Annotated in this window: 27 protein-coding genes and 2 pseudogenes; 15 read left to right on the forward strand and 14 right to left on the reverse strand. The window is 59.5% G+C overall.

The features are described 5' to 3' along the window. Nucleotides 1–7 precede the first annotated feature (7 nt). The 4 genes and pseudogenes from ACM6IQ_RS00910 to ACM6IQ_RS00925 all read left to right on the forward strand — a co-directional run. Nucleotides 8–880: a LysR family transcriptional regulator gene (locus tag ACM6IQ_RS00910; RefSeq protein ID WP_017340408.1), complete on the forward strand. Its 873-nt coding sequence runs from the start codon at nucleotides 8–10 to the stop codon at nucleotides 878–880. Nucleotides 881–998: 118 nt separating this feature from the next. Beyond that, on the forward strand, nucleotides 999–1649 hold the full coding sequence (locus tag ACM6IQ_RS00915; RefSeq protein WP_017340407.1) for a peptidase inhibitor family I36 protein: 651 nt from the start codon (nucleotides 999–1001) through the stop codon (nucleotides 1647–1649). Nucleotides 1650–2054: 405 nt separating this feature from the next. Beyond that, nucleotides 2055–2831, forward strand: a pseudogene (locus tag ACM6IQ_RS00920) (PAS domain-containing protein); the annotation flags it as partial. 114 nt (nucleotides 2832–2945) lie between these two features. Further along, a pseudogene (locus ACM6IQ_RS00925) lies at nucleotides 2946–3374 on the forward strand (methyl-accepting chemotaxis protein); the annotation flags it as partial. A gap of 231 nt (nucleotides 3375–3605) precedes the next feature. Here the strand turns inward: ACM6IQ_RS00925 and ACM6IQ_RS00930 are convergent. The 5 genes from ACM6IQ_RS00930 to ACM6IQ_RS00950 form a co-directional block, all read right to left on the reverse strand. Next, nucleotides 3606–4154, reverse strand: coding sequence for a hypothetical protein (locus ACM6IQ_RS00930; RefSeq protein ID WP_017340405.1), 549 nt, complete (start codon nucleotides 4152–4154; stop codon nucleotides 3606–3608). A 178-nt stretch (nucleotides 4155–4332) separates the two neighbouring features. Next, on the reverse strand, nucleotides 4333–4965 hold the full coding sequence (locus ACM6IQ_RS00935; protein WP_414877896.1) for a glutathione S-transferase family protein: 633 nt from the start codon (nucleotides 4963–4965) through the stop codon (nucleotides 4333–4335). A gap of 169 nt (nucleotides 4966–5134) precedes the next feature. Then, nucleotides 5135–5623 carry a hypothetical protein gene (locus ACM6IQ_RS00940; RefSeq protein ID WP_017340403.1) on the reverse strand — a complete coding sequence of 163 codons (489 nt, stop codon included), beginning with the start codon at nucleotides 5621–5623 and terminating at the stop codon, nucleotides 5135–5137. Nucleotides 5624–5743: 120 nt separating this feature from the next. Then, nucleotides 5744–6775, reverse strand: a complete 1032-nt coding sequence (locus ACM6IQ_RS00945) for a LacI family DNA-binding transcriptional regulator (protein ID WP_414877897.1) — start codon at nucleotides 6773–6775, stop codon at nucleotides 5744–5746. Further along, a complete protein-coding gene (locus ACM6IQ_RS00950) occupies nucleotides 6772–6999 on the reverse strand; it encodes a hypothetical protein (RefSeq protein ID WP_139273093.1) in 228 nt (75 codons plus the stop codon). The genes ACM6IQ_RS00945 and ACM6IQ_RS00950 overlap by 4 nt, the downstream gene beginning before the upstream one ends. Here ACM6IQ_RS00950 and ACM6IQ_RS00955 point away from each other — a divergent pair. Both ACM6IQ_RS00955 and ACM6IQ_RS00960 read left to right on the forward strand, forming a co-directional pair. Then, complete coding sequence (locus ACM6IQ_RS00955; protein ID WP_017340401.1) at nucleotides 6991–7524, forward strand: gluconokinase; 534 nt, start codon at nucleotides 6991–6993, stop codon at nucleotides 7522–7524. The genes ACM6IQ_RS00950 and ACM6IQ_RS00955 overlap by 9 nt on opposite strands. Before the next feature lie 81 nt (nucleotides 7525–7605). Next, on the forward strand, nucleotides 7606–8958 hold the full coding sequence (locus ACM6IQ_RS00960; RefSeq protein WP_017340400.1) for a GntP family permease: 1353 nt from the start codon (nucleotides 7606–7608) through the stop codon (nucleotides 8956–8958). A 126-nt stretch (nucleotides 8959–9084) separates the two neighbouring features. Here the strand turns inward: ACM6IQ_RS00960 and alaC are convergent, their stop codons facing one another. After that, a complete protein-coding gene (gene alaC / locus ACM6IQ_RS00965) occupies nucleotides 9085–10296 on the reverse strand; it encodes an alanine transaminase (RefSeq protein WP_017340399.1) in 1212 nt (403 codons plus the stop codon). 139 nt (nucleotides 10297–10435) lie between these two features. On the opposite strand from alaC, the gene ACM6IQ_RS00970 reads away from it, so the two are divergent. From ACM6IQ_RS00970 to ACM6IQ_RS00980, 3 genes are all read left to right on the forward strand, one after another. Then, the gene (locus ACM6IQ_RS00970) at nucleotides 10436–11098 is read left to right on the forward strand and encodes a LysE family translocator (RefSeq protein WP_414877898.1); all 663 of its coding nucleotides are present in this window, start codon (nucleotides 10436–10438) and stop codon (nucleotides 11096–11098) included. 67 nt (nucleotides 11099–11165) lie between these two features. Further along, complete coding sequence (locus ACM6IQ_RS00975) at nucleotides 11166–11651, forward strand: GyrI-like domain-containing protein (RefSeq protein ID WP_414877899.1); 486 nt, start codon at nucleotides 11166–11168, stop codon at nucleotides 11649–11651. Between the two features lie 97 nt (nucleotides 11652–11748). After that, complete coding sequence (locus ACM6IQ_RS00980) at nucleotides 11749–12237, forward strand: GNAT family N-acetyltransferase (protein ID WP_017340396.1); 489 nt, start codon at nucleotides 11749–11751, stop codon at nucleotides 12235–12237. Nucleotides 12238–12279: 42 nt separating this feature from the next. Here ACM6IQ_RS00980 and ACM6IQ_RS00985 read toward each other — a convergent pair whose 3' ends face one another. Both ACM6IQ_RS00985 and ACM6IQ_RS00990 read right to left on the reverse strand, forming a co-directional pair. Further along, nucleotides 12280–12885 (reverse strand): pyridoxamine 5'-phosphate oxidase family protein, encoded by a 606-nt coding sequence (locus ACM6IQ_RS00985; RefSeq protein ID WP_414877900.1) that lies wholly within the window; start codon nucleotides 12883–12885, stop codon nucleotides 12280–12282. A 7-nt stretch (nucleotides 12886–12892) separates the two neighbouring features. Beyond that, nucleotides 12893–13378, reverse strand: a complete 486-nt coding sequence (locus tag ACM6IQ_RS00990; RefSeq protein ID WP_017340394.1) for a GNAT family N-acetyltransferase — start codon at nucleotides 13376–13378, stop codon at nucleotides 12893–12895. Between the two features lie 141 nt (nucleotides 13379–13519). Here ACM6IQ_RS00990 and ACM6IQ_RS00995 point away from each other — a divergent pair, with 141 nt between their 5' ends. From ACM6IQ_RS00995 to ACM6IQ_RS01005, 3 genes are all read left to right on the forward strand, one after another. Further along, nucleotides 13520–13945 (forward strand): YybH family protein, encoded by a 426-nt coding sequence (locus ACM6IQ_RS00995; protein ID WP_414877901.1) that lies wholly within the window; start codon nucleotides 13520–13522, stop codon nucleotides 13943–13945. Between the two features lie 66 nt (nucleotides 13946–14011). Next, nucleotides 14012–14356 (forward strand): YciI family protein, encoded by a 345-nt coding sequence (locus ACM6IQ_RS01000; protein WP_017340392.1) that lies wholly within the window; start codon nucleotides 14012–14014, stop codon nucleotides 14354–14356. A 48-nt stretch (nucleotides 14357–14404) separates the two neighbouring features. Continuing rightward, a complete protein-coding gene (locus ACM6IQ_RS01005) occupies nucleotides 14405–15640 on the forward strand; it encodes an RNA polymerase sigma factor (RefSeq protein WP_414877902.1) in 1236 nt (411 codons plus the stop codon). Nucleotides 15641–15688: 48 nt separating this feature from the next. Here the strand turns inward: ACM6IQ_RS01005 and ACM6IQ_RS01010 are convergent, their stop codons facing one another. Next, a complete protein-coding gene (locus ACM6IQ_RS01010; RefSeq protein ID WP_017340390.1) occupies nucleotides 15689–16543 on the reverse strand; it encodes a LysR family transcriptional regulator in 855 nt (284 codons plus the stop codon). 89 nt (nucleotides 16544–16632) lie between these two features. Here ACM6IQ_RS01010 and ACM6IQ_RS01015 point away from each other — a divergent pair, with 89 nt between their 5' ends. Next, on the forward strand, nucleotides 16633–17070 hold the full coding sequence (locus ACM6IQ_RS01015; protein WP_414877903.1) for a multidrug/biocide efflux PACE transporter: 438 nt from the start codon (nucleotides 16633–16635) through the stop codon (nucleotides 17068–17070). Between the two features lie 42 nt (nucleotides 17071–17112). Here the strand turns inward: ACM6IQ_RS01015 and ACM6IQ_RS01020 are convergent, their stop codons facing one another. Beyond that, nucleotides 17113–17871, reverse strand: a complete 759-nt coding sequence (locus ACM6IQ_RS01020; protein WP_414877904.1) for an SDR family NAD(P)-dependent oxidoreductase — start codon at nucleotides 17869–17871, stop codon at nucleotides 17113–17115. A gap of 121 nt (nucleotides 17872–17992) precedes the next feature. Here ACM6IQ_RS01020 and ACM6IQ_RS01025 point away from each other — a divergent pair, with 121 nt between their 5' ends. Then, nucleotides 17993–18889 (forward strand): LysR family transcriptional regulator, encoded by an 897-nt coding sequence (locus tag ACM6IQ_RS01025; protein WP_414877905.1) that lies wholly within the window; start codon nucleotides 17993–17995, stop codon nucleotides 18887–18889. 31 nt (nucleotides 18890–18920) lie between these two features. Here the strand turns inward: ACM6IQ_RS01025 and ACM6IQ_RS01030 are convergent, their stop codons facing one another. The 4 genes from ACM6IQ_RS01030 to ACM6IQ_RS01045 all read right to left on the reverse strand — a co-directional run bounded on the left by ACM6IQ_RS01030 (nucleotide 18921) and on the right by ACM6IQ_RS01045 (nucleotide 23615). Next, complete coding sequence (locus ACM6IQ_RS01030) at nucleotides 18921–19643, reverse strand: TylF/MycF/NovP-related O-methyltransferase (protein WP_046031989.1); 723 nt, start codon at nucleotides 19641–19643, stop codon at nucleotides 18921–18923. Beyond that, nucleotides 19640–20506 carry a hypothetical protein gene (locus tag ACM6IQ_RS01035; protein WP_414877906.1) on the reverse strand — a complete coding sequence of 289 codons (867 nt, stop codon included), beginning with the start codon at nucleotides 20504–20506 and terminating at the stop codon, nucleotides 19640–19642. The genes ACM6IQ_RS01030 and ACM6IQ_RS01035 overlap by 4 nt, the downstream gene beginning before the upstream one ends. Before the next feature lie 174 nt (nucleotides 20507–20680). Next, nucleotides 20681–22294, reverse strand: a complete 1614-nt coding sequence (locus tag ACM6IQ_RS01040) for an inorganic phosphate transporter (protein ID WP_414877907.1) — start codon at nucleotides 22292–22294, stop codon at nucleotides 20681–20683. 298 nt (nucleotides 22295–22592) lie between these two features. After that, nucleotides 22593–23615: a transporter gene (locus tag ACM6IQ_RS01045; protein WP_017340385.1), complete on the reverse strand. Its 1023-nt coding sequence runs from the start codon at nucleotides 23613–23615 to the stop codon at nucleotides 22593–22595. A 275-nt stretch (nucleotides 23616–23890) separates the two neighbouring features. Here ACM6IQ_RS01045 and ACM6IQ_RS01050 point away from each other — a divergent pair, with 275 nt between their 5' ends. Beyond that, nucleotides 23891–25516 carry a methyl-accepting chemotaxis protein gene (locus ACM6IQ_RS01050; RefSeq protein WP_414877910.1) on the forward strand — a complete coding sequence of 542 codons (1626 nt, stop codon included), beginning with the start codon at nucleotides 23891–23893 and terminating at the stop codon, nucleotides 25514–25516. Nucleotides 25517–25578: the final 62 nt, after the last annotated feature.

A 25578-nucleotide genomic window follows, 5' to 3' on the forward strand; every position in this document is an offset into this window, starting at 1 on the left:
TACTGCCATGATGAATCTGATGCACTGGCGAATGGTGGTGGCCGTGGCAGACACAGGCAACATCACCCGCGCAGCCGAGCGCGTCGGCATGACCCAGTCCGGCGCCAGCCAGGCGCTGGCGTTGATCGAGGAAACCCTCGGCGTTCAACTGTTCAGCCGGGAAAACCGCCAGACCCTGCCAACCGCCATTGGTCTGCCGGTCATCGAGCAGGCGCGCACCATGCTCGGCGCCCTGGAAACCATCCGCAGTACCGTCGATGCCGCGAAAGGCATCGAGCGCGGGACGATTCGCCTGGCGAGTTTCCCCATGGTGCTGGCGACGTTCCTGCCGCCGCTGCTGCGCCAGTTCAATCGGCTGTATCCCGGTATTCAGGTGACTGCCCTGGAAGTCAGCGACGATGAAGTGGAAACACTGCTCGGCGCCGGTCTGGTGGACGTGGGGGTGGTGTTGAACCCGGCACCGGAGCGCAATGCCGGCCGTTTGGGGCGCGATGCCTGGGTGGCGGTTCTGCCGGGCGGCCATCCTTTGGCGCGGCGCTCGGTTGAAGAGGGTGTCGCCCTCGCCGAGTTGGCGGAGCAACCCTTTGTGCTGGCCACGGGCGGCTGTTCGACCAATGCCCGCAGCCTGGCCATCGAGGCCGGTTTGCAGTTGCATGACGTCCGGGTCGAGGTTCGCGAGTGGAGCAGTGCGTTTACCCTGGTGCGGGAGAACATCGGTGTGACCCTGGTGCCGGAAATGACCCTGCCGAGCCAGCTCCAGGGCCTGCGTGTGGTGCCGCTGAAACCGCGAATCGATCGCGAGTTCGCCTTGGTGATCGCGGCGAACAAGCCACCCTCGGCAGCGGTGCAGGCGCTAATGGGGATGCTCTCCGAGCAATAATTCATCCGCACCGATTGTCTTGACTGTCAGTTATGACAGTAGACGGCCGCGTGTAATGTTTGGATTCTGCGCTTCAGGTCGCCGGGGTTTTCTCGGCGCTTAACGTGTGGGGTTCAATATGAACATCAAGTGGCTGGGAGTTTGCGCAGCACTGTGTGCCTGTGTCGGTTTGGCATTTTTTTTCTATGCGAAACCGGATGCTGAGGAGCTTGGCAAATATGCATTGTTCAATCCCGAGATGACGGCCGAACAGAAGGCAGATGTTCAACAGCAGATTGATCAACAGCTCAGGAGAAAAACGGGAGGACAACAAGTCAGCTCCACTCAGGTGGCTTACGAAAAAGGAGCCGTTGTGATGACGTTTCCGGTTTCAGGCGCTGAACAAAAAGATACCAACTGCGCCTATGGTTATTTTTGCGTCTGGACGGCTTGGGACTTTGGCGGCACCAAATTAGCACTGCAGAGTACGCCTTCGAATAGTCCGGTAAACCTTTCCGACTACAACATGAGCCGGCAAGTATCTTCCTGGAAGTACAACAATCAGCGGTACTCAGTGATCGTTTACGGTGTGGAAGGACCTGGCGGGCAGGGGAAGGTCATGACATGTACCCTCAAGGATTTCCATTATGAGAATGAGTGCTGTCCGTTGGGCATTCCCGAAAAAACAGAACCTGTCGGTGGGTGGATAGAGATTTATTCCGAGTCCCGCCTTATCCCGAAAAACGACACGATGATCAGTGTGGTTTTTCGCCCGATGTTTAGCAAATAGACTCGAAGCTGAACCGATTTTGTCCTCAATACTGGCCGACTAGTGGCCTTGCAAGCCGATTGCGCCTGACTATGCTCATTCCAAACCATGAAGGTCGCGATATGAAGGCCGTCATGCACTCCTCAAGAGTGCGCAACCCAAGGCACCGACGCGAGCAACAGGGAGCTTTCGACAAAGGGAATTACTTTTGAAAACATCAGGGCTGGCCCGGTCCCGGGCTATCAAGAGACGGATGTCTTGATAAGAGCGTTGCCACATGGACTCTCCGATTCAACATCATCGATCGCCTGACCGTTCCTCCTGTGGAGGAATGTGTGCGCCTGTGCCATGGAACGTTGTGGTGGATACGTTGAAAGACTGAAGAACTTTCATCAATCAAAGGACCGCACTTAGGGTGATACGACCATGTTTAACCGACATCACAAAGCTGACCTGCAGGAAATCGAGCGCTACAGCTGTGCACTGAGCGAGGCCAACGCCAGGCTGGCCGCCGTCAGCCGTTCGATGGCGATGATTGAGTTCACCCCTGAAGGCATCGTCCTTGATGCCAACGAAAACTTTTGCGCCGCCATGGGTTACAGCGTCGAGGAAGTGCGTGGCAAACATCACCGGATCTTTTGCGAAGAAGCGTTTTACCGAAGCGAAGACTACGCCAGATTGTGGCGTGACCTGGCCCGTGGCGAACCGGTCAGCGGCACTTTCCTGCGCTTGAACAAGAAGGGAAAGGAGATCTGGCTGGAAGCCAGTTACATGCCGGTTTTCGGTCCCGACCGCCAGGTAAAAAGTGTGATCAAAGTGGCGACGGACGTCTCCGCCAGGATTTCCAAAGAACACGAAAACGAAAGCAGGCTCGCGGCGATCGGTCGTTCCATGGCGGTGATCGAATTCACTCCCGAAGGCCATGTGATTACCGCCAATGAGAACTTCCTGAAGACCACCCATTACTCGCTCAACGAAGTCGTCGGTCAGCATCACAGCCTGTTCTGCCACCGCGCCGAAGCCGAATCCCAGGCCTACAAAGCGTTCTGGGCCTCATTGAATCGCGGCGAATATCACTCGCACCGTTTTGAACGCAAAGATAAACACGGCCATACCATTTTCCTTGAAGCGTCCTACAACCCGTTGTTCGACACCAAGGGCCGGCTGTACAAAGTGGTCAAGTTTGCCAGCGACATCACGAATCAGGTGACCACCCTGCAAACCGCTGCCGAATCGGCCCACAGCACCTCGGTCCAGAACGACGCCTGCGCGCAGAAAGGGTCGCAGGTGGTGCAGCAAACGGTGCAGATCATCCAGGACATTTCCAAAAACTTGAACGAGGCGGCGTTGAGCATCGACGCGGTCAGCAAGCAGTCCGACATCATCGGCACCATCGTCCAGACCATTCGCGGCATTGCCGATCAGACCAACCTGCTGGCGCTTAACGCGGCGATTGAAGCGGCCCGGGCCGGGGAGCACGGGCGTGGGTTCGCCGTCGTCGCCGATGAGGTTCGCAGCCTCGCCGCACGCACCAGTCAGGCGACGCTGGAGATCGTCGACGTGGTGCGCAAGAACCACGACTTGTCATTGAGCGCGGTGTCGAGCATGCAGTCGAGTCTGAGCCGGACCGGTCTTGGGGTGGAATTGGCGAACGAGGCGGGGGAGGTGATTCTGGAGATTCAACAGGGGTCGCGGCATGTCGTGGATGCGATCAGCCAGTTCAACTCGACCTTGCAGATAAGTTGATGGCGGCAAACTGACAAGGGGCCGGTAGAGGGCACTCAAGAAAGTCTTCAGGCAAGCAAGAAATCTGTGGCGAGGGAGCTTGCTCCCGCTGGGCTGCGTAGCGGCCCCAAAAATCTGACAACCATTACCGATTTTGTGAGTGTTACGCACTCAAGCGGGAGCGAGCTCCCTCGCCACAAAGGTATGCATGACCCAAGAGCGCGCTCAAGTGAACAGCATTACCCGGTGTTGTTAAAGCGACGCGAGAAACTTGTCCACCACTTGCGGGCTGCCTTTCTCGCTCCCACCGTTTTCTTTCTCGGCCTGCGCCAGTTTTACCTTGTCCTGCATGCGTTCGGCCATTTCTTTAGCGACCGCCTGTTGTTGTTCCGGCGACATTTGTGACACTTCTTCTTTAGTCAGGCCCATCTCTTCCAGAATGGCGTCTTGCATGCGCTCTTCCGGGGTTTTGCTCATGTATTCCTTGAATGCGTCTGTGGCCGTACCGCCACTGAATTTGCCTTGCGCATCGGTCGGAAGCGGCGCGTTAGTCAATTGCAGTCCCACGCGTGTTTTCGCGAACGCTTCATCAACGTTGTCGCTGATTTTGCTCGCCTCACTGACTTGCCGGGTGGCGTTTTGGGTGGCGGAATTCTGCACCTGCGCGGAGAGCGGCTGAACGTTGCCTTGTCGTTGCAGCATCACACTCTGAAGACCGGCAGCGGCTTCGGCGGTCGGATCTTCGCCGGGCTTCTTGAGGATTGGCGTCATTAGCGACTGTTTGTTTGCACTGACCAACATGATGAGTAGACCTTGTAGGTGTTTGTGGTGCAGTGCCTTCAGCAAATACTATGCCTGCATTAAAAATTACATGTTTTTCAGTCGGTTAGGTTCTATTTGGCCGGCGAATGGCGCGAATCTCGCGGTTAACCTTTGCCGCCCGGCGGCAGTCGTCGACCGCCGAGAAGCCGGCATGGTTTCAAGGCAGGCCGTTGCATCCATGTTTCAGGAATCCGGGGCGCTGCGCCAACCGTTGGAAATACTCGTCGATGGCAGGAAAATCTGGACGGTCCATCGGGGTCATCAGCCAGCGGTTGACCGACAGCCCGATGACAATGTCGGCCAGTGAGAACCGGGGGCCGGCAACATAAGCTTTGGTGGCCGCGAGCTGATGTTCGAGGATGCTCATCTTCTGGTTCCAGCCGCGTAAGCCAGTGGCAATCCGGTGCGCGTCCTGGAACTCCGGGTCTTTGCGTACCAGCGCTGTAAACGCGTAGCTCCAGGACGAGTTGAGATCAGTGGCCTGCCAATCCATCCATTGCTCCACCCGGGCGCGCGCCGCGGGTTCGTGCGGCAGCAATTCAGCGTGTGAATGTTTGCCGGCCAGGTAACGGCAGATGGTGTTGGACTCCCACAGCACGCCAGCATCGTCGATGATCACCGGTACCTGTGCATTCGGGTTGAGTCGGACAAACTCGGGACTGTGGGTCGACGCATAGCCGCTGCCCCAGTCTTCTCGCTCGTAGGAAAGGTCCAGCTCGTCGCAGGTCCACAGGACTTTTCTGACGTTGATGGACGACGCTTTACCGAGGATCTTCAGTGCATGTTCCATGGAGCTACTCCGTTAGCGATTCGACGCTTCGGGACTCTAACAGTATGCCCGCCCTGGCAGGCGGTAATCGGGACAGGGAGCACCCACAAGATTAGTTGAAAACCTGCGGCATGGATGATGCGCGGCTTGATGGTGCAGATACCGACCGTTGAAAAAAGGGTCGTGAGACCTAATCGAGCGGTATCAGATCAGTCCAGACCGGAGTCGAGCAGGCACTGGGCATGTGCTGATTGAGGATGGGTTGCCTGAGGATCCAGCCTTGAAGCTGTTGATCGATGAATACAGGGGTGGGCTCGATGCACTCGCCCTTGGGGGCCACCTTGACTTGATCCACTGAAACAAACAGCGGGCCTGGCAGATCGAAAACGGTCTGGGAGCGCACTTCCAGTCCCGTATCCTTACTGGAAAAACACACATTTTTACGCCCGGTGAGGTCGGTGGTCATGACGTAAGCCTCTTCAAGACTGGCATGCCCAACACCCATTACGACGGCAGGCCCCTGACCTTGCGGGTGGGCGGCGAGACAGCGTTTGATCGCCGGCATGAAACGTGGGTCGTTCAGGAAACGAGTCCAGTCATCTGGCTCAGAGGCCTGCACCTGTAACGCTTGTCCAAGCGAGACGGCGAGCAGGAGGGCCATGATGATTATCTTGCGCATATACGTGTCCGCCGGGATGGAGTGGGCGGATTTTGCACGAGGCCCTCATGGGGTGGAGGGTAAAGGTGTAACTGATCGTTCCCGTTCAGCCCGCAGAGCGTGGCAACGATCAGTCCTGAACTACGTACTTTCGCGCACTTTCAACTCAAACCCCATGTCCTGCACCGGTTTCGCCACCGTGTTGCCCGCCATCAAGGTCAGCATCTGTTCGGCGGCACGTCGGCCGATGGCCTCGCGCGGGGTGTTGATGCTGCTCAGGCGCGGGACCATGTGGGCCGACATCGGCAGGTCGTTGAAACCGAGGATTGCCACTTGTTCGGGGATTTTGATCCCGCAGCGCATCGCTTCCAGCAGCGCGCCCTGCGCCAGGTCATCGTTGCCGAAGAAGATTGCATCGACATCCGGATGACTGGCGATCAGTTGCAGGAACAGTTCGCCACCCAGACCTACAGAGGAGGCGCGGGGGGTCAGCACTTCCAGGTCCGGGTCATACCGACCGGCCTTCTGCAGGGCTTTGCGGAACCCTTCGCCGCGCAGCAATGTGCGCTGATCCAGTTGCGCGCCGATGTAGGCCAGGCGTTTGCGACCGCGTGACAGCAAATGCTCGGCCGCCGTTTCGCCGGCGGCGAGCTGCGAGAAACCTACGCAATTCAGGCCCGCCGCACTGTCCAGTTCCATCATGTACACGCAGGGAATGTTGCTCGCCTCAATCATCCGTCGCGAACTTTCGGTGCGATCAAACCCGGTCAGCAGCAAACCACGCGGCTGATACGCCATGTAATTGCGCAGCAGGTTTTCTTCTTCATCGCGCGAGTAATGGAAGTTGCCGATCAGCACTTCGAAGCCCTTCGGTCGCAAAACCTGATGAATGGCTTCCAGCGTGTCGATGAACAGCAAGTTGGACAGCGACGGCACCAGCACCACGACGGAATGGCTCTGGGCCGAGGCTAACGCGCGGGCGGCGGGGTTGACCACGTAGTTGAGCTCAAGCGCCGCTTTCTGGACTTTTTCCACCAGGTCGGTGGCCACCGTGCTCACGCCACGCAAGGCGCGAGACGCGGTAATCGGGCTGACGCCGGCCAGTCGGGCGACTTCATTCAGAGTAGGACGGCCAGTGGTTCGCGTATTTTTATCGTTTTTAGGGGAGGTCATCGGGCGGCTTGCCAAACAAAATTCAAGGCACTAAGGTAGCGCTGTCCCGAAGCAGCTGCAAATGCGTAAGCGAGTTTTGCCTGAACCTCGCTTTTCGGCGTCGGGAACGAACACGCTGCAACCCACAAAAATGACAAGAAGGCGTCGGCAACTTCTGCTTTTGAACGAGTGTCATAGCTTTCAAAGGTAGCGCTGTCTGCGCGCTGAGGTGTTACATGAATCATCCCATCACCGCCCTGGTCATCATGGGCGTTGCCGGTTGCGGCAAGACCTGCGTCAGCGAAGCCTTGTGCGAGCTCAGCGGCGCCACGGCCATTGAAGGCGACACTTTTCACCCTGCCGCCAATATCGAAAAGATGAGCGCAGGCATTCCCCTGAACGACGACGACCGTGCCGGCTGGCTCGACAGCCTGTGCGACGAACTGCGCCGCGTCGACGCCACGGGCGCTCGCCCGGTGCTGACCTGCTCGGCCCTCAAACACATTTACCGCGAACGTCTGCGCAGCGCCTTGCCGGGCCTGGGCTTCGTGTTCCTTGAACTCACGCCTGAAGTGGCGGCCGATCGTGTCTCCCATCGGCCAGGGCACTTCATGCCGTCGACGTTGATCGACAGCCAGTTCGCCACCCTTGAGTCCCCTGTTGGCGAACCGCTGACCCTGGCCCTCGATGCGTCGACCCACAGCGTCGACCAATTGGCGAAACAGGCGCATGCCTGGTGGCTGGAACACGGCTTGAAACGCGCCGGTTGATTTTGCTCGAAGAGATAGCGCTGTCCTTATGGCTTTCGAATTACCCGCTTCAATAACAACAACAACCAGGAGACACCCCTAATGTTTGGCATGTCCCACGAGACGTTCCTGCTGCTCGATGCAGTGGTCACGGTGATCGGGCTTATCGTCCTGATCACCAAGTTCAAGTTCCACCCGTTTATTGCCCTGATCATTGCCGCAGCCTTTCTCGGGCTGACCTCCGGCATGCCGATCGGCACCATCATCAAAGCGTTCCAGGACGGCTTCGGTGGGGTGCTCGGTTTCGTTGGGATCATCCTTGCGCTGGGCACCATGCTTGGCAAAATGATGGCCGAGTCGGGCGGGGCGGATCAGATTGCCCAGACGCTGATTCGCGCGTTCGGCAAGGACAAGGTGCAGTGGGCGATGATGTTCGCCGCGTTCCTGGTCGGCATTCCGCTGTTCTTCGAGATCGGCTTCGTGCTGCTGATCCCGCTGGTGTTCATCGTGGCCCGGCGTACCGGCGTGTCGATCATCAAGATCGGTATCCCGCTGCTGGCCGGCCTGTCCGCCGTGCACGGTCTGGTGCCCCCGCACCCGGGTCCGTTGCTGGCCATCGGCGTGTTCGGTGCCGACATCGGTAAAACCATTCTCTACGGCCTGATCGTTGCGCTGCCGACGGCCATCATCGCCGGCCCGATCTACGGCACCTTCATTGCCAAGTACATTCCCGGTCATCCCAATCAGGAACTGGTGGATCAACTGGCGCGCGAGAACGATTCTGCCGATCTGCCGAGCTTCTCCATCACCTTGATCACCGTGCTGTCGCCGGTGTTCCTGATGCTGCTCAAGACCTTTGCCGATGTGGTGCTGCCGGACGGCAACTTTTTCCGCACCTTCATGGACCTGATCGGTCACCCGATCTCGGCACTGCTGCTGGCGTTGCTGCTGTCGCTGTACACCTTCGGCTACAAGCAGGGCATTGGTTCCAACCAGATGCTCAAATGGCTGGACGCGAGCCTCGCGCCAACCGCCGCAATCATCCTGATCATCGGTGCCGGTGGTGGCTTCAAGCAGATGCTGGTGACCAGCGGCGTGGGTAATGTCATCGGCAACATGGCGGTGGCTGCGGAAATCTCGCCGATCCTTCTGGCATGGCTGGTGGCGGCGGTGATCCGTATCGCGACCGGTTCGGCGACCGTGGCGACCATTACTGGCGCCGGCATCGTGGTGCCGGTGGTGGGGATGATTCCGGGTGTGAACCGTGAGTTGCTGGTGCTGGCCACCGGTGCCGGTTCGTTGATCCTGTCTCACGTCAACGACGCCGGTTTCTGGCTGGTGAAGCAATACTTCAACATGACCGTGGCGGAGACCTTCAAGACCTGGACGGCGATGGAAACCATCCTGTCTGTGGTGGCCCTGGGCTTTATCCTGCTGCTGTCGTTGTTCGTTTAAGCACACCGCAAAACCAAATGTGGGAGCGAGCCTGCTCGCGATGAGGGCTTAACATTCAGCGAAGATGTTGAATGTAAGTCCGCTATCGCGAGCAGGCTCGCTCCCACAGTGTTATGTGTCCAGGCCTCAGGATTTGCTGACCAGCCCATCCGCCCTGAACATTGCGCGAATCCCGCGCACGGCCTGGCGAATCCGGTCCTGGTTTTCGATCAGCGCGAAGCGCACATGATCATCCCCATACTCACCAAACCCGACACCCGGCGAGACGCAGACCTTGGCCTCGGCGAGCATTTTCTTGGCGAACTCCAAAGAGCCAAGGTGCGCGTAGGCTTCGGGAATCTTCGCCCAGACATACATCGATGCCTTCGGATTCTCGACCATCCAGCCCAGCTCGTGCAGGCCTTTGACCAACACGTTGCGCCGCTGCCGATACTGCTCGGCGATGTCTTTCACGCACTGCTGATCGCCTTCCAGCGCCGCAATGGCCGCGACTTGCAGCGGGGTGAACGTGCCGTAGTCGTGGTAACTCTTGATCCGCGCCAGGGCGTTGACCAGTTCCGGGTTGCCGACCATGAAGCCGATGCGCCAGCCCGCCATGTTGTAGCTCTTGGACAGGGTGAAAAACTCCACCGCGATGTCCTTGGCGCCCGGCACTTGCATGATCGACGGAGCTTTCCAGCCGTCGTAGACGATGTCGGCATAGGCCAGGTCATGCACCACCAGCACGTCGTACTGTTTGGCGAGGGCGATCACCCGTTCGAAGAAATCCAGCTCAACGCACTGTGCGGTCGGGTTGGACGGGAAGCCGAGGATCATCATTTTCGGTTTCGGAATCGAGCCGCGAATCGCCCGCTCCAGTTCGGCGAAGAAGTCCACGCCCGGAATCAATGGCACCGAACGCACCTGGGCGCCGGCAATCACCGCGCCGTAGATGTGAATCGGGTAGCTCGGGTTCGGCACCAGCACCGTGTCGCCCTGATCGAGGGTGGCCAGCATCAAATGCGCCAGGCCTTCCTTGGAGCCGATGGTCACTATGGCTTCGGTTTCCGGGTCGATGTCGACCTCGTAGCGATCCTTGTACCAGTTGGAAATCGCCCGGCGCAGACGCGGAATGCCCTTGGACGTCGAGTAACCGTGGGTGTCTTCGCGTTGGGCGACGGTGACGAGTTTTTCGACAATGTGCGGCGGCGTCGGACCGTCGGGGTTGCCCATGCTGAAATCGATGATGTCTTCGCCACGACGACGGGCGGCCATCTTCAGCTCGGCAGTGATGTTGAAAACGTAAGGGGGGAGTCGATCTATGCGCGCAAAGCGGCGCGGCGAACCTGGGTTAGCCATTGTTGCCTCGGATAACGTGAGCGCCCGGAACCGTCCGAGCGACGCTGGTCACTGCGGTGACCTGTTGCGGAAGATAAGGGGTGGCATGGCACACTGTCCAGCCAGTGTGTAAACAAATTTTTCCGAAGGATAACGGTTGATGGAATTTAGCAGCGGCTTCTTGCTGAGCCTTTCTTTGTGCCTGGACATCGGCGTGGCCAATATCGCGATGATCACCCTGGCCATGCAGCGCGGCTATTTTCAAGGCTTTGCGCTGGGGTTGGGGACCTGCGTCGGCGACCTGATTTACGCGGTGCTGGCACTGGCTGGCATGACTGTTTTGCTGCAATACGAAACCGTGCGCTGGGTGCTGTGGATCGGCGGTTCGGTGTTGCTGGTGTACTTCGCGGCGAAGATGATCTATTCGGCGATTCACCACGAAGCGGTATTGGCACAGACCGCTGAAGTCGGTCACAACTCGCACCGTAAAGAGTTTTTCCGCGGGATCTTTCTCGCCATGTCGTCACCCAGCGCCATTCTCTGGTTCGCCGCGGTGGGTGGCACGCTGATTGCGCGGTCCGGCGGTGGCGGGGCACTCAGCTCGGCACTCTTTCTCGGCGGTTTTCTCTGCGCGGGATTGCTGTGGTCCGCCGGCCTGTGTTTCGCCGCGAGCCATGGCGGCAAGTTGCTCGGCGACAAGCTGCTGCGTTACTCCTACATGGCATCGGCAGCGATCTTCTGCTATTTCGCCGTGTACGTGATTCTATCGGGCTACAACGAGTTTGTAGGCGTGGCTGCTGTCGAGGCGTTGCACAGCCTCTGACTGGGCTAATCGGGTTTGGCTTCTATACTCCCAGCCGAACCCACTTTTTTGATCCAGGAGTCGAGTCATGGATGAACAACCAGACGTAAAACCGGCCGAGCCACGTTTTGAACACGGGCATTTTCTGCTCATTGCGGGGCTTGGTGGACGATTTACCCAACAGACCACGCAAGGCATTCCCGAACTCTGGGAGAAATTCGTTCCCGAGATTGGCAAGATTCCCGGTCAAAAAAGCGAAGTGACCTACGGCATCTGCTGCAATCCGGATGGCAAGGGCGGCTTCGAATACATCGCGGGCGTCGAGATCGAAAAACTCGACGACCTGCCCGAAAAGTACCGCTGGGTCGAGGTTCAACCCCAGCATTACGCGGTGTTCGAGCACAAAGGCTCGCTGGACCAGTTGCCCGAGACGTTTCAGTACATCTGGAAAACCTGGTTGCCGCAGTCCGGTAAAGAGGCCGCGGACGCCCCGGAATTCGAACGCTACAGCGAAGACTTCAACCCGAAGCTCAAAACCGGCAAGCTGGAAATCTGGCTGCCGCTCAAGGCGTAACGTCGGTATCGAGAGGCGGATCCGCGATTCGCCTCTCGATGTCGTGCCGACGCTGATTTATGATCCCCAGCCTTTCCCCCGCTGATTCCGAGCTGCCATGAACACCGTCATCCGCCACGTCACCCCCGCTGACCTGGACCGCTGCTACGCCATCGAAACCGTTGCCTACGAAGGCGACGAAGCCGCCACCCGGGAGAAAATCGCCACCCGCATCGCCACTTGGCCTGAAGGTTTTATCGTCGCCGAAGTGGACGGTGTTGTAGCCGGTTTCATCAACTCCGGGGCGGCGTTTCAGGTCGAGATGTCGGACGAAGCGTTCAAGGAACTGATCGGCCACGACCCGGCCGGCCCGCACGTGGTGATCATGTCGGTGGTGGTGCACCCGGATTATCAGGGGCAGGGTCTGGCGAAACGCTTGATGGGCGAGTTCATCGAGCGGATGCGTGCGTTGGGCAAGGCCAGCATCAACCTGATGTGCAAGGAGCGGCATATTCCGCTGTATGCCGGGTTTGGCTTCGCCTATATCAAGCCTTCCGCGTCGGATCATGGCGGGATGGCTTGGCATGAGATGGTGCTGACGTTGTAACCAGATTCCATCGAACACCGAAGATCGAGTGTGGGAGCAATATCAGTAGAGACTATCCCGCACCCGCGCCGGCGCTTCCCGGTCATACGTCTCGGCATCAAACGCCCCATCATTCAAGCGCTTGTGAAACGCCCCCGCCGTCGGCAGCGCCGAGCGATCCAGGTGCTTCTCGGGGTTCCACAAATCCGACCGCACGATCGCTTTCGAGCAGTGAAAAAACGCCGCCTCCACCGTCACCAGCATCACCGTGCGCGCCGGTTTGCCGTTGACCGCGAAGCTTTCCAGTAGCCCCGGTTCATTGCTGATCTGCGCTGTGCCGTTGACCCGCAACGTCTCGCCGATCCCCGGAATGATGAACAGCAGCGACACCCGTGAATCGAGCACCACATTGCGCAGTGTGTCGATGCGGTTGTTGCCCGGGCGGTCCGGTATCGCCAGGGTGCGCTCATCGATGATTCGCACGAAACCCGGCGTGTCACCGCGCGGCGAGCCGTCCAGGCCGTCGGGGCCGACCGAGCTGATGATCACCAGTGGCGAGGCGCGGACCATCGCTTGATAGTCCTCGTTCAGAAAGGGGATTTGCTTGCGCATGGCGCGGTCGTGGGGTTGGCCGTAGATCGCTTCCAGTGCTTCGATACTGTCGAGCATAACCACCTCAGAAAATCAGTCCCATGCGCCGTTCGTAACCGATCCGGCCCTTGTAGGCTTCGCCGCTGTCGACCCAGCCGAAACTGGCGTACAGCGCGATGGCGGCCTCGTTGTCCGCATCCACTGACAACTCCAGCGCCCTGATTTCAGGAAATGCCTGGCGCGCCACGTCGGGCAGGGCTTGCAGGCAGGCCTTGCCATACCCTTTGCCTTGATGACGCTGGCCGACTTGCAGTGCATGCAGCGTGGCGCTGTGTTCATCGGCCCAGGCAGGCAGCACCGGCGGACGTTTGAGCAGCAGGAAGGCAACCGGAATGTCATCGGCCAACAGGGCAAATCCTTTGACGCCGGGGCCGGGTTTGGACAACAAGGTGTGCAGCGCACCATGAATGTCGCCGGAGAATCTGATTTGTTCTTTGCGAACTTCGATGGCCTCGACCTGCTGGCGCTGGCGCGCGTTCAGGGTTTCGTAAGGCACGAGTCGGGTTGTCACTGGAGTGTCCTTTTTCCATCAGAAATGAGCCTCGGATTCTAGCGAGTTTGCGCCCATGGATTATTTTTATTTCGACTGTCGATTCGGCATTTCGCCGAACGACTAAGGGTGTCTTCACAACAAAAAACACGGAGAACCACCATGAACGCAACTCACGAAATCGAGACTCTGATCGACACCTATCGCCAGGCGGTCATCGCCAAGGATGTCGAGAAAATCATGGCGTTGTATGGCGATGACATCGTCTCCTACGACGCGGTCAAGGCCCTGCAGTTTCGCGGCAAGGCTGCCTACCGCAAGCATTGGCTGGAATGCATGGAAATGTGCCAGGGCGCGCATAAGTTCGACTTCGATCAGATGAACGTTGTGGCGGACGAGCACATCGCCTTCGCCCATTGGCTGGCCCATTGCGGCGGCACCAACGACAAGGGCGAAACCCAGGCCTGCTGGATGCGCGTGACCGCCTGCTATCGTCGCGAGGCCGGCCAATGGCGCATCGTCCACGAACACTGGTCGGCCCCGTTCGACATGACGAGCGGCACTGCGTTGTTCAACCTTGAACCCTGATCGTCGGGAATCAGCGCCAAAACATCAAACTGCAGCCATAGTTGATCAGTTCGATCGGAGAGCCCCATGAAGTACTTATGCCTGGTCTACAGCAACGAACAGGAATTGCACTCACTGCCCGAAAGCCCCAAGGACGCCGAGTGCATGGCCTATGCCGAATCGATCCAGGGCAGCGGCCGCATGCTCGCCGCCGAAGCGCTGGAGTCGGTGCAGACCGCCACCACCGTGCGCATGCGCAACGGCAAAATGTCGATCACCGATGGCCCGTTCGCCGAAACCAAGGAGCAGTTGGCCGGCTTCTACCTGATCGACGCCAAAGACCTCAATGAAGCCCTTCAGGTTGCCGGCAACATTCCGGCGGCTCGGGTCGGGTGTGTCGAGGTACGGCCGGTTCGAGAGTTGAATCCTTAACGGTCACAGGCAAGGAGATTCCATGGTGACGCAAGGCATGCAGGACTGATGCCCGGGGTGTCGGTCAAGGCTCGGGTCGAGCAGGTTTACCGCGAAGAGTCGCGGCGGATCCTGGCGACCCTGATCCGTCTGCTTGGCGATTTCGACCTCGCCGAAGAGGCCTTGCATGAGGCGTTCTTTATCGCGGTCGAGCGCTGGCAGCGTGACGGTGTGCCGGACAATCCACGGGCGTGGCTGGTTTCCACCGGGCGTTTCAAGGCCATCGATGTGTTGCGTCGCCGCGCGCGGTTTGCCGCGTCCCGGCCAATGCTGATCGCTCAACTGGAGGCGCTGGAGCAGGCCGACTGGAGTGACGACGACGTGGAAGACGATCGCTTGCGCCTGATCTTCACCTGCTGTCACCCGGCACTCGCGGCGGATGCTCAAGTGCCGCTGACATTGCGCGAAGTCTGCGACCTGACCACCGAAGAAATCGCCCGGGCGTTTCTTTCCGCACCGGCCACCATTGCCCAGCGCATCGTGCGGGCCAAAGCGAAAATCCGCGACGCGAAAATTCCCTACCAAGTGCCGACCCTGGCGGAATTGCCCGAGCGACTCGACAGCGTGCTGCGGGTGATTTACCTGGTGTTCAACGAAGGCTACTCGGCGTCCGTCGGCACCGAGCTCATCCGTGAAGACCTCACCCGCGAGGCGATCCGCCTCGGGCGTTTGCTGATGGAACTGCTGCCCGAACCCGAGGTGATGGGCCTGCTGGCGCTGATGCTGTTGCATGAATCACGGCGTCCGGCGCGGACTTCATCGAGTGGCGAGCTGATCCTGCTGGATGAGCAGGACCGTTCGCTGTGGGACGCCGGGTTGATTGCCGAAGGCTGCGCGCTGATCGAGCGGGCGCTGAGTACCCGGCGATTCGGTCCTTACTGTTTGCAAGCGGCCATCGCGGCGGTGCATGCCGAAGCGCCGACGGCGGGGGAGACCGATTGGCTGCAAATTGTGGGGTTGTATGACGTGCTGTTGGCGGCCGTGCCTTCGCCGGTGATCGAATTGAACCGTGCGGCCGCCATCTCCAGAAGGGATGGACCGTTGGCGGGGTTGACGCTGATTGAAGGGATTCTGGGGCGCGGGGATTTGCTGGATTACCACTTGGCACATTCGGCGCGGGCCGAGTTTTGTCGGCAGTTGGGACGGGTGGAGGAGGCACGGGCGGCGTATGAGCGGGCGCTGGAATTGACGCAGCAGGTGCCGGAGCGGCGGTTTATCGAGGCCCGGCTCAAGGCTTTGAAATAAAGTGCCCGCCCCGTCGCGGGCAAGCCCGCGATAAGGTCCGCAGGACCGTCATTCCAGCATCTTGCCCAACAACCAGCTCCCCGCCGGCCCCGGCGGATGCAGCCGCGACCACAGCGCATCGACGAACAGCGGTTTCGGCCATCCGCGCACGTTCAACTCCTGCAACGTCCCGGCGCCAAACCGTCCCACCAGCCACCGCGGCAACGGCGCCCAACCGAATCCGCCCTGGGCCATTTCCAGCAGCATCAAATAACTCGGTGCCGACCAGACGCGCCCCTTGGCGCGGCTTTCATACGGATTGACGATCGTCGCCAGACGCAACTCCCGGTGCTGTTGCAAGATGTCCTGATCGATGACAGCCAGCGTTGCCAACGGATGCTCGCGGGACACGAACAGGGCGATTTCGGTGCGCTCTGCCACCGTCGAGCTGACCAGATCCGGTGGGTAACTTTCCTGTTGCTCGGCGAACGCCACATGCGCCCGTCCGCTTTGTACCAGCGCCACCAGGTCATCGCATTCGGCGATCAGGCATTCGAGTTCCAGGTCCGGGTATCGCTGCTCGAACGCACTCAGCGCCGCTTCGAAACGGTCGGACTGATAGGTGTCGGAAATCGCCACGGTCAGCTTCGGCTCAACCCCTTGAGCCAACTGGCTGGCGGTCATTTCCAGACGGCTGGTGGCCGCCAGAATCTCCTCGGCCCGCTGCAACATCACATGCCCGGCCGGTGTCAGGGTCGGCTTGCGGCTACTGCGGTCGAACAGGATCAGATCCAGATCAATCTCCAGGCTCGCCACTGCGGCGCTGATGGTCGACTGACTGCGCCCGAGCTTGCGCGCCGCGGCGGAAAACGAGCCTTGGGTCGCCGCTTGCACAAACGCCTGCAACACTTCCTGGGACGCCATGAACTATCGCCTTGATCGATGGTTATTGGTTATGAAGTATCGGTGCGGGAGTGGATCATGACAACTACAGTCACTCAGGGGCTCTGCTCATGAACATGCAAAAATCCATCACCGAACGTATTTTCCAGGCCATCGGCTTCGAGCTGTTGGCCATCGTGATCTGCACCCCGTTGCTGGCGTGGATCATGGACAAACCGATGCTCGACATGGGCGTCGTCACCGTCGTGATCGCGGCGCTGGCACTGGCGTGGAACGTGCTGTTCAACGGGATATTTGATCGTGTGCTGCAGCGTTTCGACATCGTGCACAACGCTTGGACGCGAGTCGTCCATGCGCTGTTGTTTGAAGGGGGGCTGGTGGCGGTTGGCGTGCCGCTGATTGCCTGGTGGCTCAATGTCAGCCTGTGGCAGGCGTTCCTGCTGGATATTGGTGTGTTGCTGTTTTTCCTGCCTTACACCTACGTTTACCACTGGGCGTATGACGTGGTGCGCGAGCGATGGGTAATGCGCACTTCTTGCCAAGGATGATCGTTAAGCGGGCTGATAGTCAGCCCGCTTAACGCGTGCTGTTTACAAAAACATCCCGCCCGACGCCTCGACGCGCTGGCCGTTGATCCACTGGCTGCCCGGTGCCAGCAGCAGCGCAATCGCGGCGCCGATATCGTCCGGCAGACCGACACGACCCAGCGCGGTATTGTCGGCGATCATCTGGTTCACCTGCGCATTGTCGCGCACGGTCCCGCCGCCGAAATCGGTTTCGATCGCGCCAGGCGCCAAGGTATTTACCGAGATGCCCCGCGCACCGAGCTCCTTCGCCTGATAACGCGTCAGCACTTCCATCGCGCCTTTCATCGCCGCGTAAGTGCCGTAACCCGGCAGGCTGAAGCGGGTCAGTCCGCTGGACACGTTGAGGATGCGGCCACCATCCGTCATCAACGGCAGCAACTTCTGAGTCAGGAAAAACGGCCCTTTCAAATGGATGTTCATCAGCAAGTCGAACTGCTCGACGGTGGTGTCGACTAAGTTCGCATACACCCCGATGCCGGCGTTGTTGAGCAAAAAGTCGAAGTGCTGGCGATCGAAACGGCTGCGCAATACCTCGGCGACCTGCGTGGCGAAATATGCGAAGCGCTCGCTCTGGCCCACGTCCAGTTGCAACATGGCGGCGCGACCACCGAGGCTTTCGATTTCTGCGACCAGTGCCTGCGCCTCATCGGCTTTGCTGTTATAGGTGCCGATGACGTCGACACCCTGGGCGGCCAGATGCAGCGCTGCGTTTTTGCCAAGGCCGCGGCTGGCGCCGGTGATCAGTGCGATTTTGCGATTCATGGGGCTTCCTCAAGGGTGGTGAGTAACGGTGTGAAGGAAGTTTATTTATCCGCCATAGGGTGATAAACAGGCTGAAACTGGAATCACTGATCGGTTAATCCGGACAATCGAAGGTCGAACCATGAACAAACTGGAACTGCTGCGCACCTTCGTTCGCGTCAGCGAGGTGTCGAGTTTTACCCTGGCCGGCGAAAGCCTGGGCTTGCCCCGTTCCACCGTGTCGGAACATGTTCAGGCGCTCGAAGCGCTGCTGGGAACGCGGTTGCTGCAACGAACCACGCGCAGGGTTCAGGCGACGCAGGACGGCCTGGTGTTGTACGAACGCAGCAAGGATTTGCTGTCGTACATGGACGAAATCGAAGGGCTGTTTCGCCAGGATGCGGCGTCGCTCACCGGGCGGATTCGCTTCGACATGCCCAACTTCCTGGCGCGCCAGGTGGTGTTGCCGCGGTTGCCGGAATTCATCGCGCTGCACCCTAATCTGGAACTGGAAATCAGCACCACCGATCGCCGGGTTGATGTGCAAAGGGAGGGTTTTGACTGCGTCGTGCGGGTTGGCGTACAACCGGATCAATCGGTGGTCGCGCGTCATGTGTGTGATTTTGCGATGGTCAATTGCGCCAGTCCCGCTTATCTGCAGCGTTATGGCATTCCCGAAACACTCGAAGACCTGGCGCAGCATCGGCTGGTCCATTACGTCGGCGTACTGGGTTCGCGTTCGGAGGGGTTTCTGTATGAGGTCGATGGCAAGCTGCATCGATTACCGATGGCGGGCAGCGTCACGGTGAACAGCACCGACGCTTATGAAGCGGCGTGCGTGGGGGGATTCGGGTTGATTCAGGCACCGCTGAAGGGCATGCAGTCGCGCTTGCTCAGCGGTGAACTGGTGGCGGTGTTACCGCAGTTGAACGCGCCGTCGATGGAGGTGTCGCTCCTCTATGCCCCGCAACGGCGTTTGCCGTTGCGGGTCAGCGTGTTCATGGACTGGCTGGCAAACGTCATTCAGTCAACAACCTGAAAAACAACCCGCGCTCCCACAGTGTTATGCGTCAGACGTGGAAATAGCCTACGCAGCTATCAAACGGCAGACGCTTGAGTTCGATCTTGTTCAGGTCGAGCACTTCACGAAGGGCCTTGGTTTCGCCCGGGAAGTTGCGGTAAGCGACTTCGTCCAGCACCACGATGGCGCCTTTTGGCATGTACGGCAGGAAGGTTTCCAGCGCGACTTTGGTCGATTCGTACAGGTCGGTGTCGAGAATCAGCATGGCCACGACCAGGTCAGGGCGGGTCTTGACCCACTCCGGCACGGTCTTGACGATGTCGCCCTTGACCAACTCGCAACGCGGGATGCGGTTGACCGGGCGCAGCAGGTCGTTGGCGTCGATCATGTCCTGGATCAGCGACTGGTCAGTGTCGGAGAACATGGTCTCGTTGACGTCGGCCGGGTCTTCTTTCTTGTCGATGCTCTGGAAGCCTTCGAAGGTATCGAAGCCGACGATCGAACGGTTGATCGCGTACGGTTCGAGAATCATCGACAAATGCATGTACAGCATCAGCGAGTTGCCTTTGTACACGCCGCACTCGATGATCGCGCCCGGTACTTCAGCGACTTTCTTGAACAGTTCCATACGCGACAGGGCAGCGGTCACGCCGATGCGGTTGGCGAAGACGAACGGTGCGTCGGCCACGTACTCGGCATCGACCCGTTTCAGAACGTTGGCACGGGTTTCGTTGTACTGGGCCTCGGCGGGCGTGATGCGACGCTTGGTCATGCTTCGATTCCTTGGAAATTAGAAAAGTCGTGGGCGTGGAAATAGTCTTTGAAGCCTGCGCCAACATCAGGGCAGGCGCTGTCGACGTTGATCGCGCCACGCTTGTGTTTGAGGTCGTCGAGGTGCATCAGGCGGAAATCCACGCTGAAGCGGGTTTGTTCGGTGTGGTTGGCGACCGTACCGTGCAGGTGCGAGCCGGAGAAAATCAGCATCTCGCCGGTGTTGCCGGCAATGCGCACTTCAGACGCCGTGTTGATCGCCTCCAGTGGCACCGGGTGCACCCGGACCTCCTCCTTGAGGTTGTCCTTGGCCTTGTGCCGCTGGTTGTTGATCCAGTCGTTGAGGCTCCATTCGCTGGAGGTGTTCTTCACCGGCACGTCGAAGTAGCCAGCGTTGATCATCATGGTCTGGTCGGGGCGGATGGTGTGCACCGGCATCCAGGTGTTGATCTGGCAATCGACGCTGCCGTACCAGGTATCGCGATGCGGTTTGTAGGCATAGCTGACACCGGCGTGCAGATAGTCATAATTCGGCACCACGCGAATGCGCGGCACGTCGAAAATGTACTCACGCGGGTCGACGCCGATCTCGTCGATGAACGACAGGATCAATTCCTTGACGCGCAGGCTGTTAGTGAACTGGCCCTTGAGGCGCGTCACCCGAACCACGAATTCTTCCACCGGCATCAGCGTGTGCAGCGCCTGGTGATGGGTCTCGCCGTCGAAGGCTGCAGTGATGCTTTCCTGGGCGAACGCACATAGCTCTTTGGCAGCGCGCAGCTGAGTGTTCAGGAAGATGTCGCCGGCATAGATGGCTTCTTTGAAGTCAGCTTTGTGTTGAAGCTGATTGATGTACAGATTCACGATCCCACTCCTGAATGCATCGAGTCTCTTAAGAGTCGGCCACACGTTAGCAAACTGAAGTGCAATTCGGCGGGTGGTGGGTCAATAAAAACGCAATCCCCTGAATTTGCGACGAAAAGCATTCTCCAGGCAAAAAAATCCCCTGCAGGAACGAGCTTGCTCCTGCAAGGGGGGCTAGAAGATTCGGGTGAACAACCAATACAAACTGCCCGACAAAAGAATCGCCGCCGGCAAGGTCAACACCCAGGCCATCAGCAGGTTGCGAATGGTCTTCATCTGCAAGCCACCGCCGTTGGCGACCATGGTCCCGGCCACCCCCGAGGACAACACGTGGGTGGTCGACACCGGCAACCCGAACATGTCCGCCGCGCCGATGGTCAGCATGGCCACGGTTTCCGCCGAGGCACCTTGGGCGTAAGTCAGGTGGCTCTTGCCGATCTTCTCGCCCACCGTCACCACGATGCGCTTCCAGCCGACCATGGTGCCCAGGCCCAGCGCGATCGCCACCGCGATCTTCACCCACAGCGGAATGAACCGTGTGGCATTGTCGATCTGCTGCTTGAACAACTGCAGCTTGCCGGTGGTGTCGGCGTCGAAGTTACCGACCTTGTTTTTTTCCATCAGGCGAATGGTTTCGCTGGTCAGGTACATGTCGTTACGCACGTTGCCCATGGCCTCGGCCGGGACTTTCGACAGCGAACCGTAACCCTTCACTTCGTTGCCGATGTTGCCGGCCAGCGTCGCGAGGGCGGGGATCAGTTGCGGCGTAGCTTCCTTGGTACGCATGTAATCGGAGAGCACCGGACGCGGATCGGCGGGTGCGGGCAGCGAGGTGTGCTTCATCAGGGCTTGTTGGGTAACCTCGGCCACGGCGGCGAATTGCAGCGCCTGATCCGCCGGCATGGTGCGGTTCAGCGCATACGCCATCGGCAGGGTGCCCACCAGGATCAGCATGATCAGGCCCATGCCTTTCTGGCCATCGTTGGAACCGTGGGCGAAGGACACGCCGGTGCAGGTCAGGATCAACAGGCCGCGAATCCACCACGGTGGCGGGGTATTGCCTTTGGGCTCCTTGTACAGCGCGCGATTCTTGACGAAGGCGCGCAGGGCCAGCAGCAGCAACGCGGCGGCGGCGAAGCCGACCAGGGGCGAGAGCAGCAACGCATAACCGACTTTGGTCGCTTGCGCCCAATCCACGCCGCTGGTGCCGTCGCGCCCGTGCATCAAGGCATTGGCGACGCCGACACCGATGATCGAACCGATCAGCGTGTGCGACGACGACGCCGGCAAGCCCAGCCACCAGGTGCCGAGGTTCCACAGAATCGCCGCGATCAACAGGGCGAAAATCATCGCGAAACCGGCGGACGACCCGACTTGCAGAATCAACTCCACCGGCAGCAACGCGATGATACCGAACGCCACCGCGCCGCTCGACAGCAGCACGCCGAGGAAGTTGAACAACCCGGACCAGACCACCGCAACGTTCGGCGGCAAGGAGTTGGTGTAAATCACCGTGGCCACCGCGTTGGCGGTGTCGTGGAAACCGTTGACGAACTCGAACCCCAGCGCGATCAGCAACGCCACGCCCAGCAGCAGAAACGGCGTCCAGGTGGTGACCACCGTGCCGAGTTCGTTCATGTCGTGCATCAGGCTGTACGCGGTAAACAACAGCCCGATCGCCAGCACAGCGAAGAAAATCACGATGGTCAGCAGGCCGGGTTTTTTATCGAACTGCGGCTTCGCGCTGCGGGCGGGCGCCTGGGCGGCGGTGTAGGAAGGAGTAGCCATCACGGACAATCCTGAGGAGAGAAAGGAATGCCAGTCATGATCATTGCCAAATGTTACAGAGACGCTGCGCTGGGTCAGTGTTTGGCGCTTTTGCTGATCCGTTGATCAGAACCCCGCACCAACATCCAAGGGCTACGCAATCCCCTGTGGCGAGGGAGCTTGCTCCCGCTCGGCTGCGAAGCAACCGTAAACCCGGTACTCGCGGTGTGTCAGAAAAACTGTTTGGCAGGATGTGGGTCCGCTTCGCGACCCAGCGGGAGCAAGCTCCCTCGCCACAGGGGTTCGATGCGCTTCGGGATTAGTAATCCTGCCGCTTGCGAAACGCCCATCGCCCCGCGATCACGGTAAACGTCGCGACCAATGCCACCAGAATCCAGAACCCCTCCGGATCCTGGGAGAGCGGCACGCCCCCCACGTTCATGCCAAAGAAACCGGCAATGATGTTGATCGGCAACGCCAGCACCGTCACCACGGTCAGGGTGAACAGCGTACGGTTGCTCTGTTCATTCAGGTTGGCGGCAATCTCTTCCTGCAACAGCTTGATCCGCTCACCCAACGCCGTCAGGTCGTTGATGATCAGCGCAAACTCCTCGGTGGACTTGCGCAGCTCTTTCACGTCTTCCTTCTGCAACCATTGCGGCGGACGATTGAGCAGGCGCAGCAACGAGCCCGGCTCCAGCGCCAGCAGCCGTTGCAGGCGTACCAGCACCCGGCGATTGGCACCCAGTTCCGCGCGGTTGGTCGACAGCCGCGAGGACAGCAATTCATCTTCGATCTGATCGACACTGAGGCTGGTCTTGCGCACGATCTGCGTCAGCACCTCGCCCTGGTCGCGCAGCAAATGCACCAGCAATTCCAGTGGCGAACGAAAGCATTCACCGGCCTTCACCGACGAACGCAACTTGTCCACCGAGTGCAGCGGTTGCAGGCGCGCGCTGATGATCAGCCGGCTGCGGGCGCATACCCACAACGTCGACACATCCGAGGAGACCATGCTGCTGAGGTTGAACACCACGTCGTTGACCACCGCCAGCAGTGCCGAATCGACATGCTCGATGCGCGTCGAACGCGAGCCTTCATGCAAGGCTTCGAAAAATTCATCGGGCAACTCCAGATGACTTTTCATCCAGCGCTCGCACGCGGCATGGGCGAGGTTCAGGTGCAGCCAGAGAAACTCATCGCTGTCGCCCGGTTGCTGCAGACACCGCAACGCCATGGCCGAATCGATCTCCCGGCCGCGTTCGCCGGGGCGAAAGCTGAAACCGTACAGCAGACCGAACAGGTCCGGGTCGCGATGGCTTTGGTCGATGCTGTGGTTCATGAGGTCTCGTTGTGAGGAGGCGCCTGTCGCGGGTTTCACAGGTTCACTTGAGCCGCATCATCGCAAGGCGTGATGACGTTTTTGTGACGGATAAATAACGCAAACGATTGCGCTGCCGATGGTCGGATTCGCTTAAAGAAGCGCTCTGGCACGCCGATCACGCTTAGGTTAAGTTGCGCGCCGTCGGCCACCCGCCGACGCGGCAGACAGGGATGTCCGATCTACTTTCACGCCTCACCCAGGGCGTGCCTCATTCCTGTCATGAGTACCTTCCGATGTTTCTGCAAAAGTCCTTGAGAGCGCAAATTCTCGCCCTGCTGAGTGGTAGCCTGTTTGCGATGCTGTTGATCGCGCTGGCCTGCTTTCACTTTCTGTCCAGCGGCGTTCAAAGCTATGCGAACTTGATCGACGGCCCGCTGCACACCTCACAATTGATCGATGAAGCCAACCTGCAGTTCAAGGTGCAGGTCCAGGAATGGAAAAACGTTCTGCTGCGCGGCAAGCAACCGGCGGATCTGAACAAGTACTGGAAGCAATTCGAAGACCGTCAGCGCGATGTGCAGGGCATCCTCGGCGAGCTGGCAGGGCAGAAGGGTATCGAGCCGCAACTCAAGACCCGCATCGAACGCCTGCGTGACGAACACCGCGTGTTAGGTGCGGCGTACCAGAAGGGCCGCGATGCCTACGTGGCGGCCGGTGCCGATCCAACGGCGGGCGACACCGCGGTGAAGGGCGTGGACCGGGCGACCAGTGATCAGATGAGCGAACTGGTCAGCGAGCTGCGCAAGCAGGGCACTGAACAGTCGAAGCGGATCAGCGCCAGTGCCGATCGCACCGTGTTGCTGGGGATCATCGTGATGCTCGCTTCGGGTCTGTTGATCGGCCTGTTGAGCCTGTGGCTGGTCAACCGCAACCTGGTCGAGCCGATCCGCAAGCTGATCGATTACGTGGCGCAACTCAGCCAGGGCAAGTTTGCCGAACGCGTGGCCAGTACCCGTCAGGATGAGCTGGGCAAATTGGCGATGGCGGCCAACACGTTGCGCGATTTTCTCGCCGAAACCTTTAGTCGTTTGCAGGCCAGTACCAAGGATCTGGACGGCGCCAGCAATGAGTTGAAAGCGATCGCAGGCCTCATGGCCAGCGGCACCAACGAACAGTTCCACCGCACCGATCAGGTGGCCACGGCGATGAACGAAATGTCCGCCACGGCGCAAGAAGTCGCACGGCATGCCGCCGATGCCGCGCGTGCGGCGGATGACGCCGACCAGTCCGCCCAACAAGGCGGAAAAGTGATGCAGGGCACCATCCACACCATCACCCGCATGCGCGGTGAAATCGCCAACACCGCGACGGTCATTCGACAACTGGAAACCGACAGCGGCCGCATCGGCAAGGTGCTGGAAGTGATTCGCGGCATCGCCGAACAGACCAACTTGCTGGCGCTCAACGCGGCCATCGAAGCCGCCCGAGCCGGTGAAGCCGGGCGCGGTTTTGCGGTGGTAGCCGATGAAGTGCGCAGCCTGGCCCAGCGCACGGCGGCGTCGATCATTGAGATCAACCAGATTATCCAGACGGTGCAAACCGGTGCGGTAGACGCGGCCCAGGCGATAGAAAGCGGTCAGTCGCGCAGTGAAGAAAGCGTCGAGCAAGTGACGCAGGCCGGTGCCATGCTCGAGCGCATCACCCACGCCGTGGAAGCCATCCGCGACATGAACCGCCAGATCGCCACCGCTGCCGAAGAGCAGACCTCGGTCGCCGAAGACATCTCGCGCAACCTCACCGAGATCACCAGCATTGCCAGCACCAACCTGGACAACGTGCAACGCACCGAAGCGGCCAGCCACAACCTGCATGGGTTGTCGGGACAGCTGAATGAAGTGACGGCACGTTTAAGCGCGTAAGGTTCCAGCGAAACGCAAAAAAGCCGCACGATCCGAAAATCGTGCGGCTTTTTTGGGGGGGA

Source organism: Pseudomonas sp. IT-P100 (assembly GCF_949767185.1).
In the GTDB taxonomy this organism is placed as follows: domain Bacteria; phylum Pseudomonadota; class Gammaproteobacteria; order Pseudomonadales; family Pseudomonadaceae; genus Aquipseudomonas; species Aquipseudomonas fluorescens_B.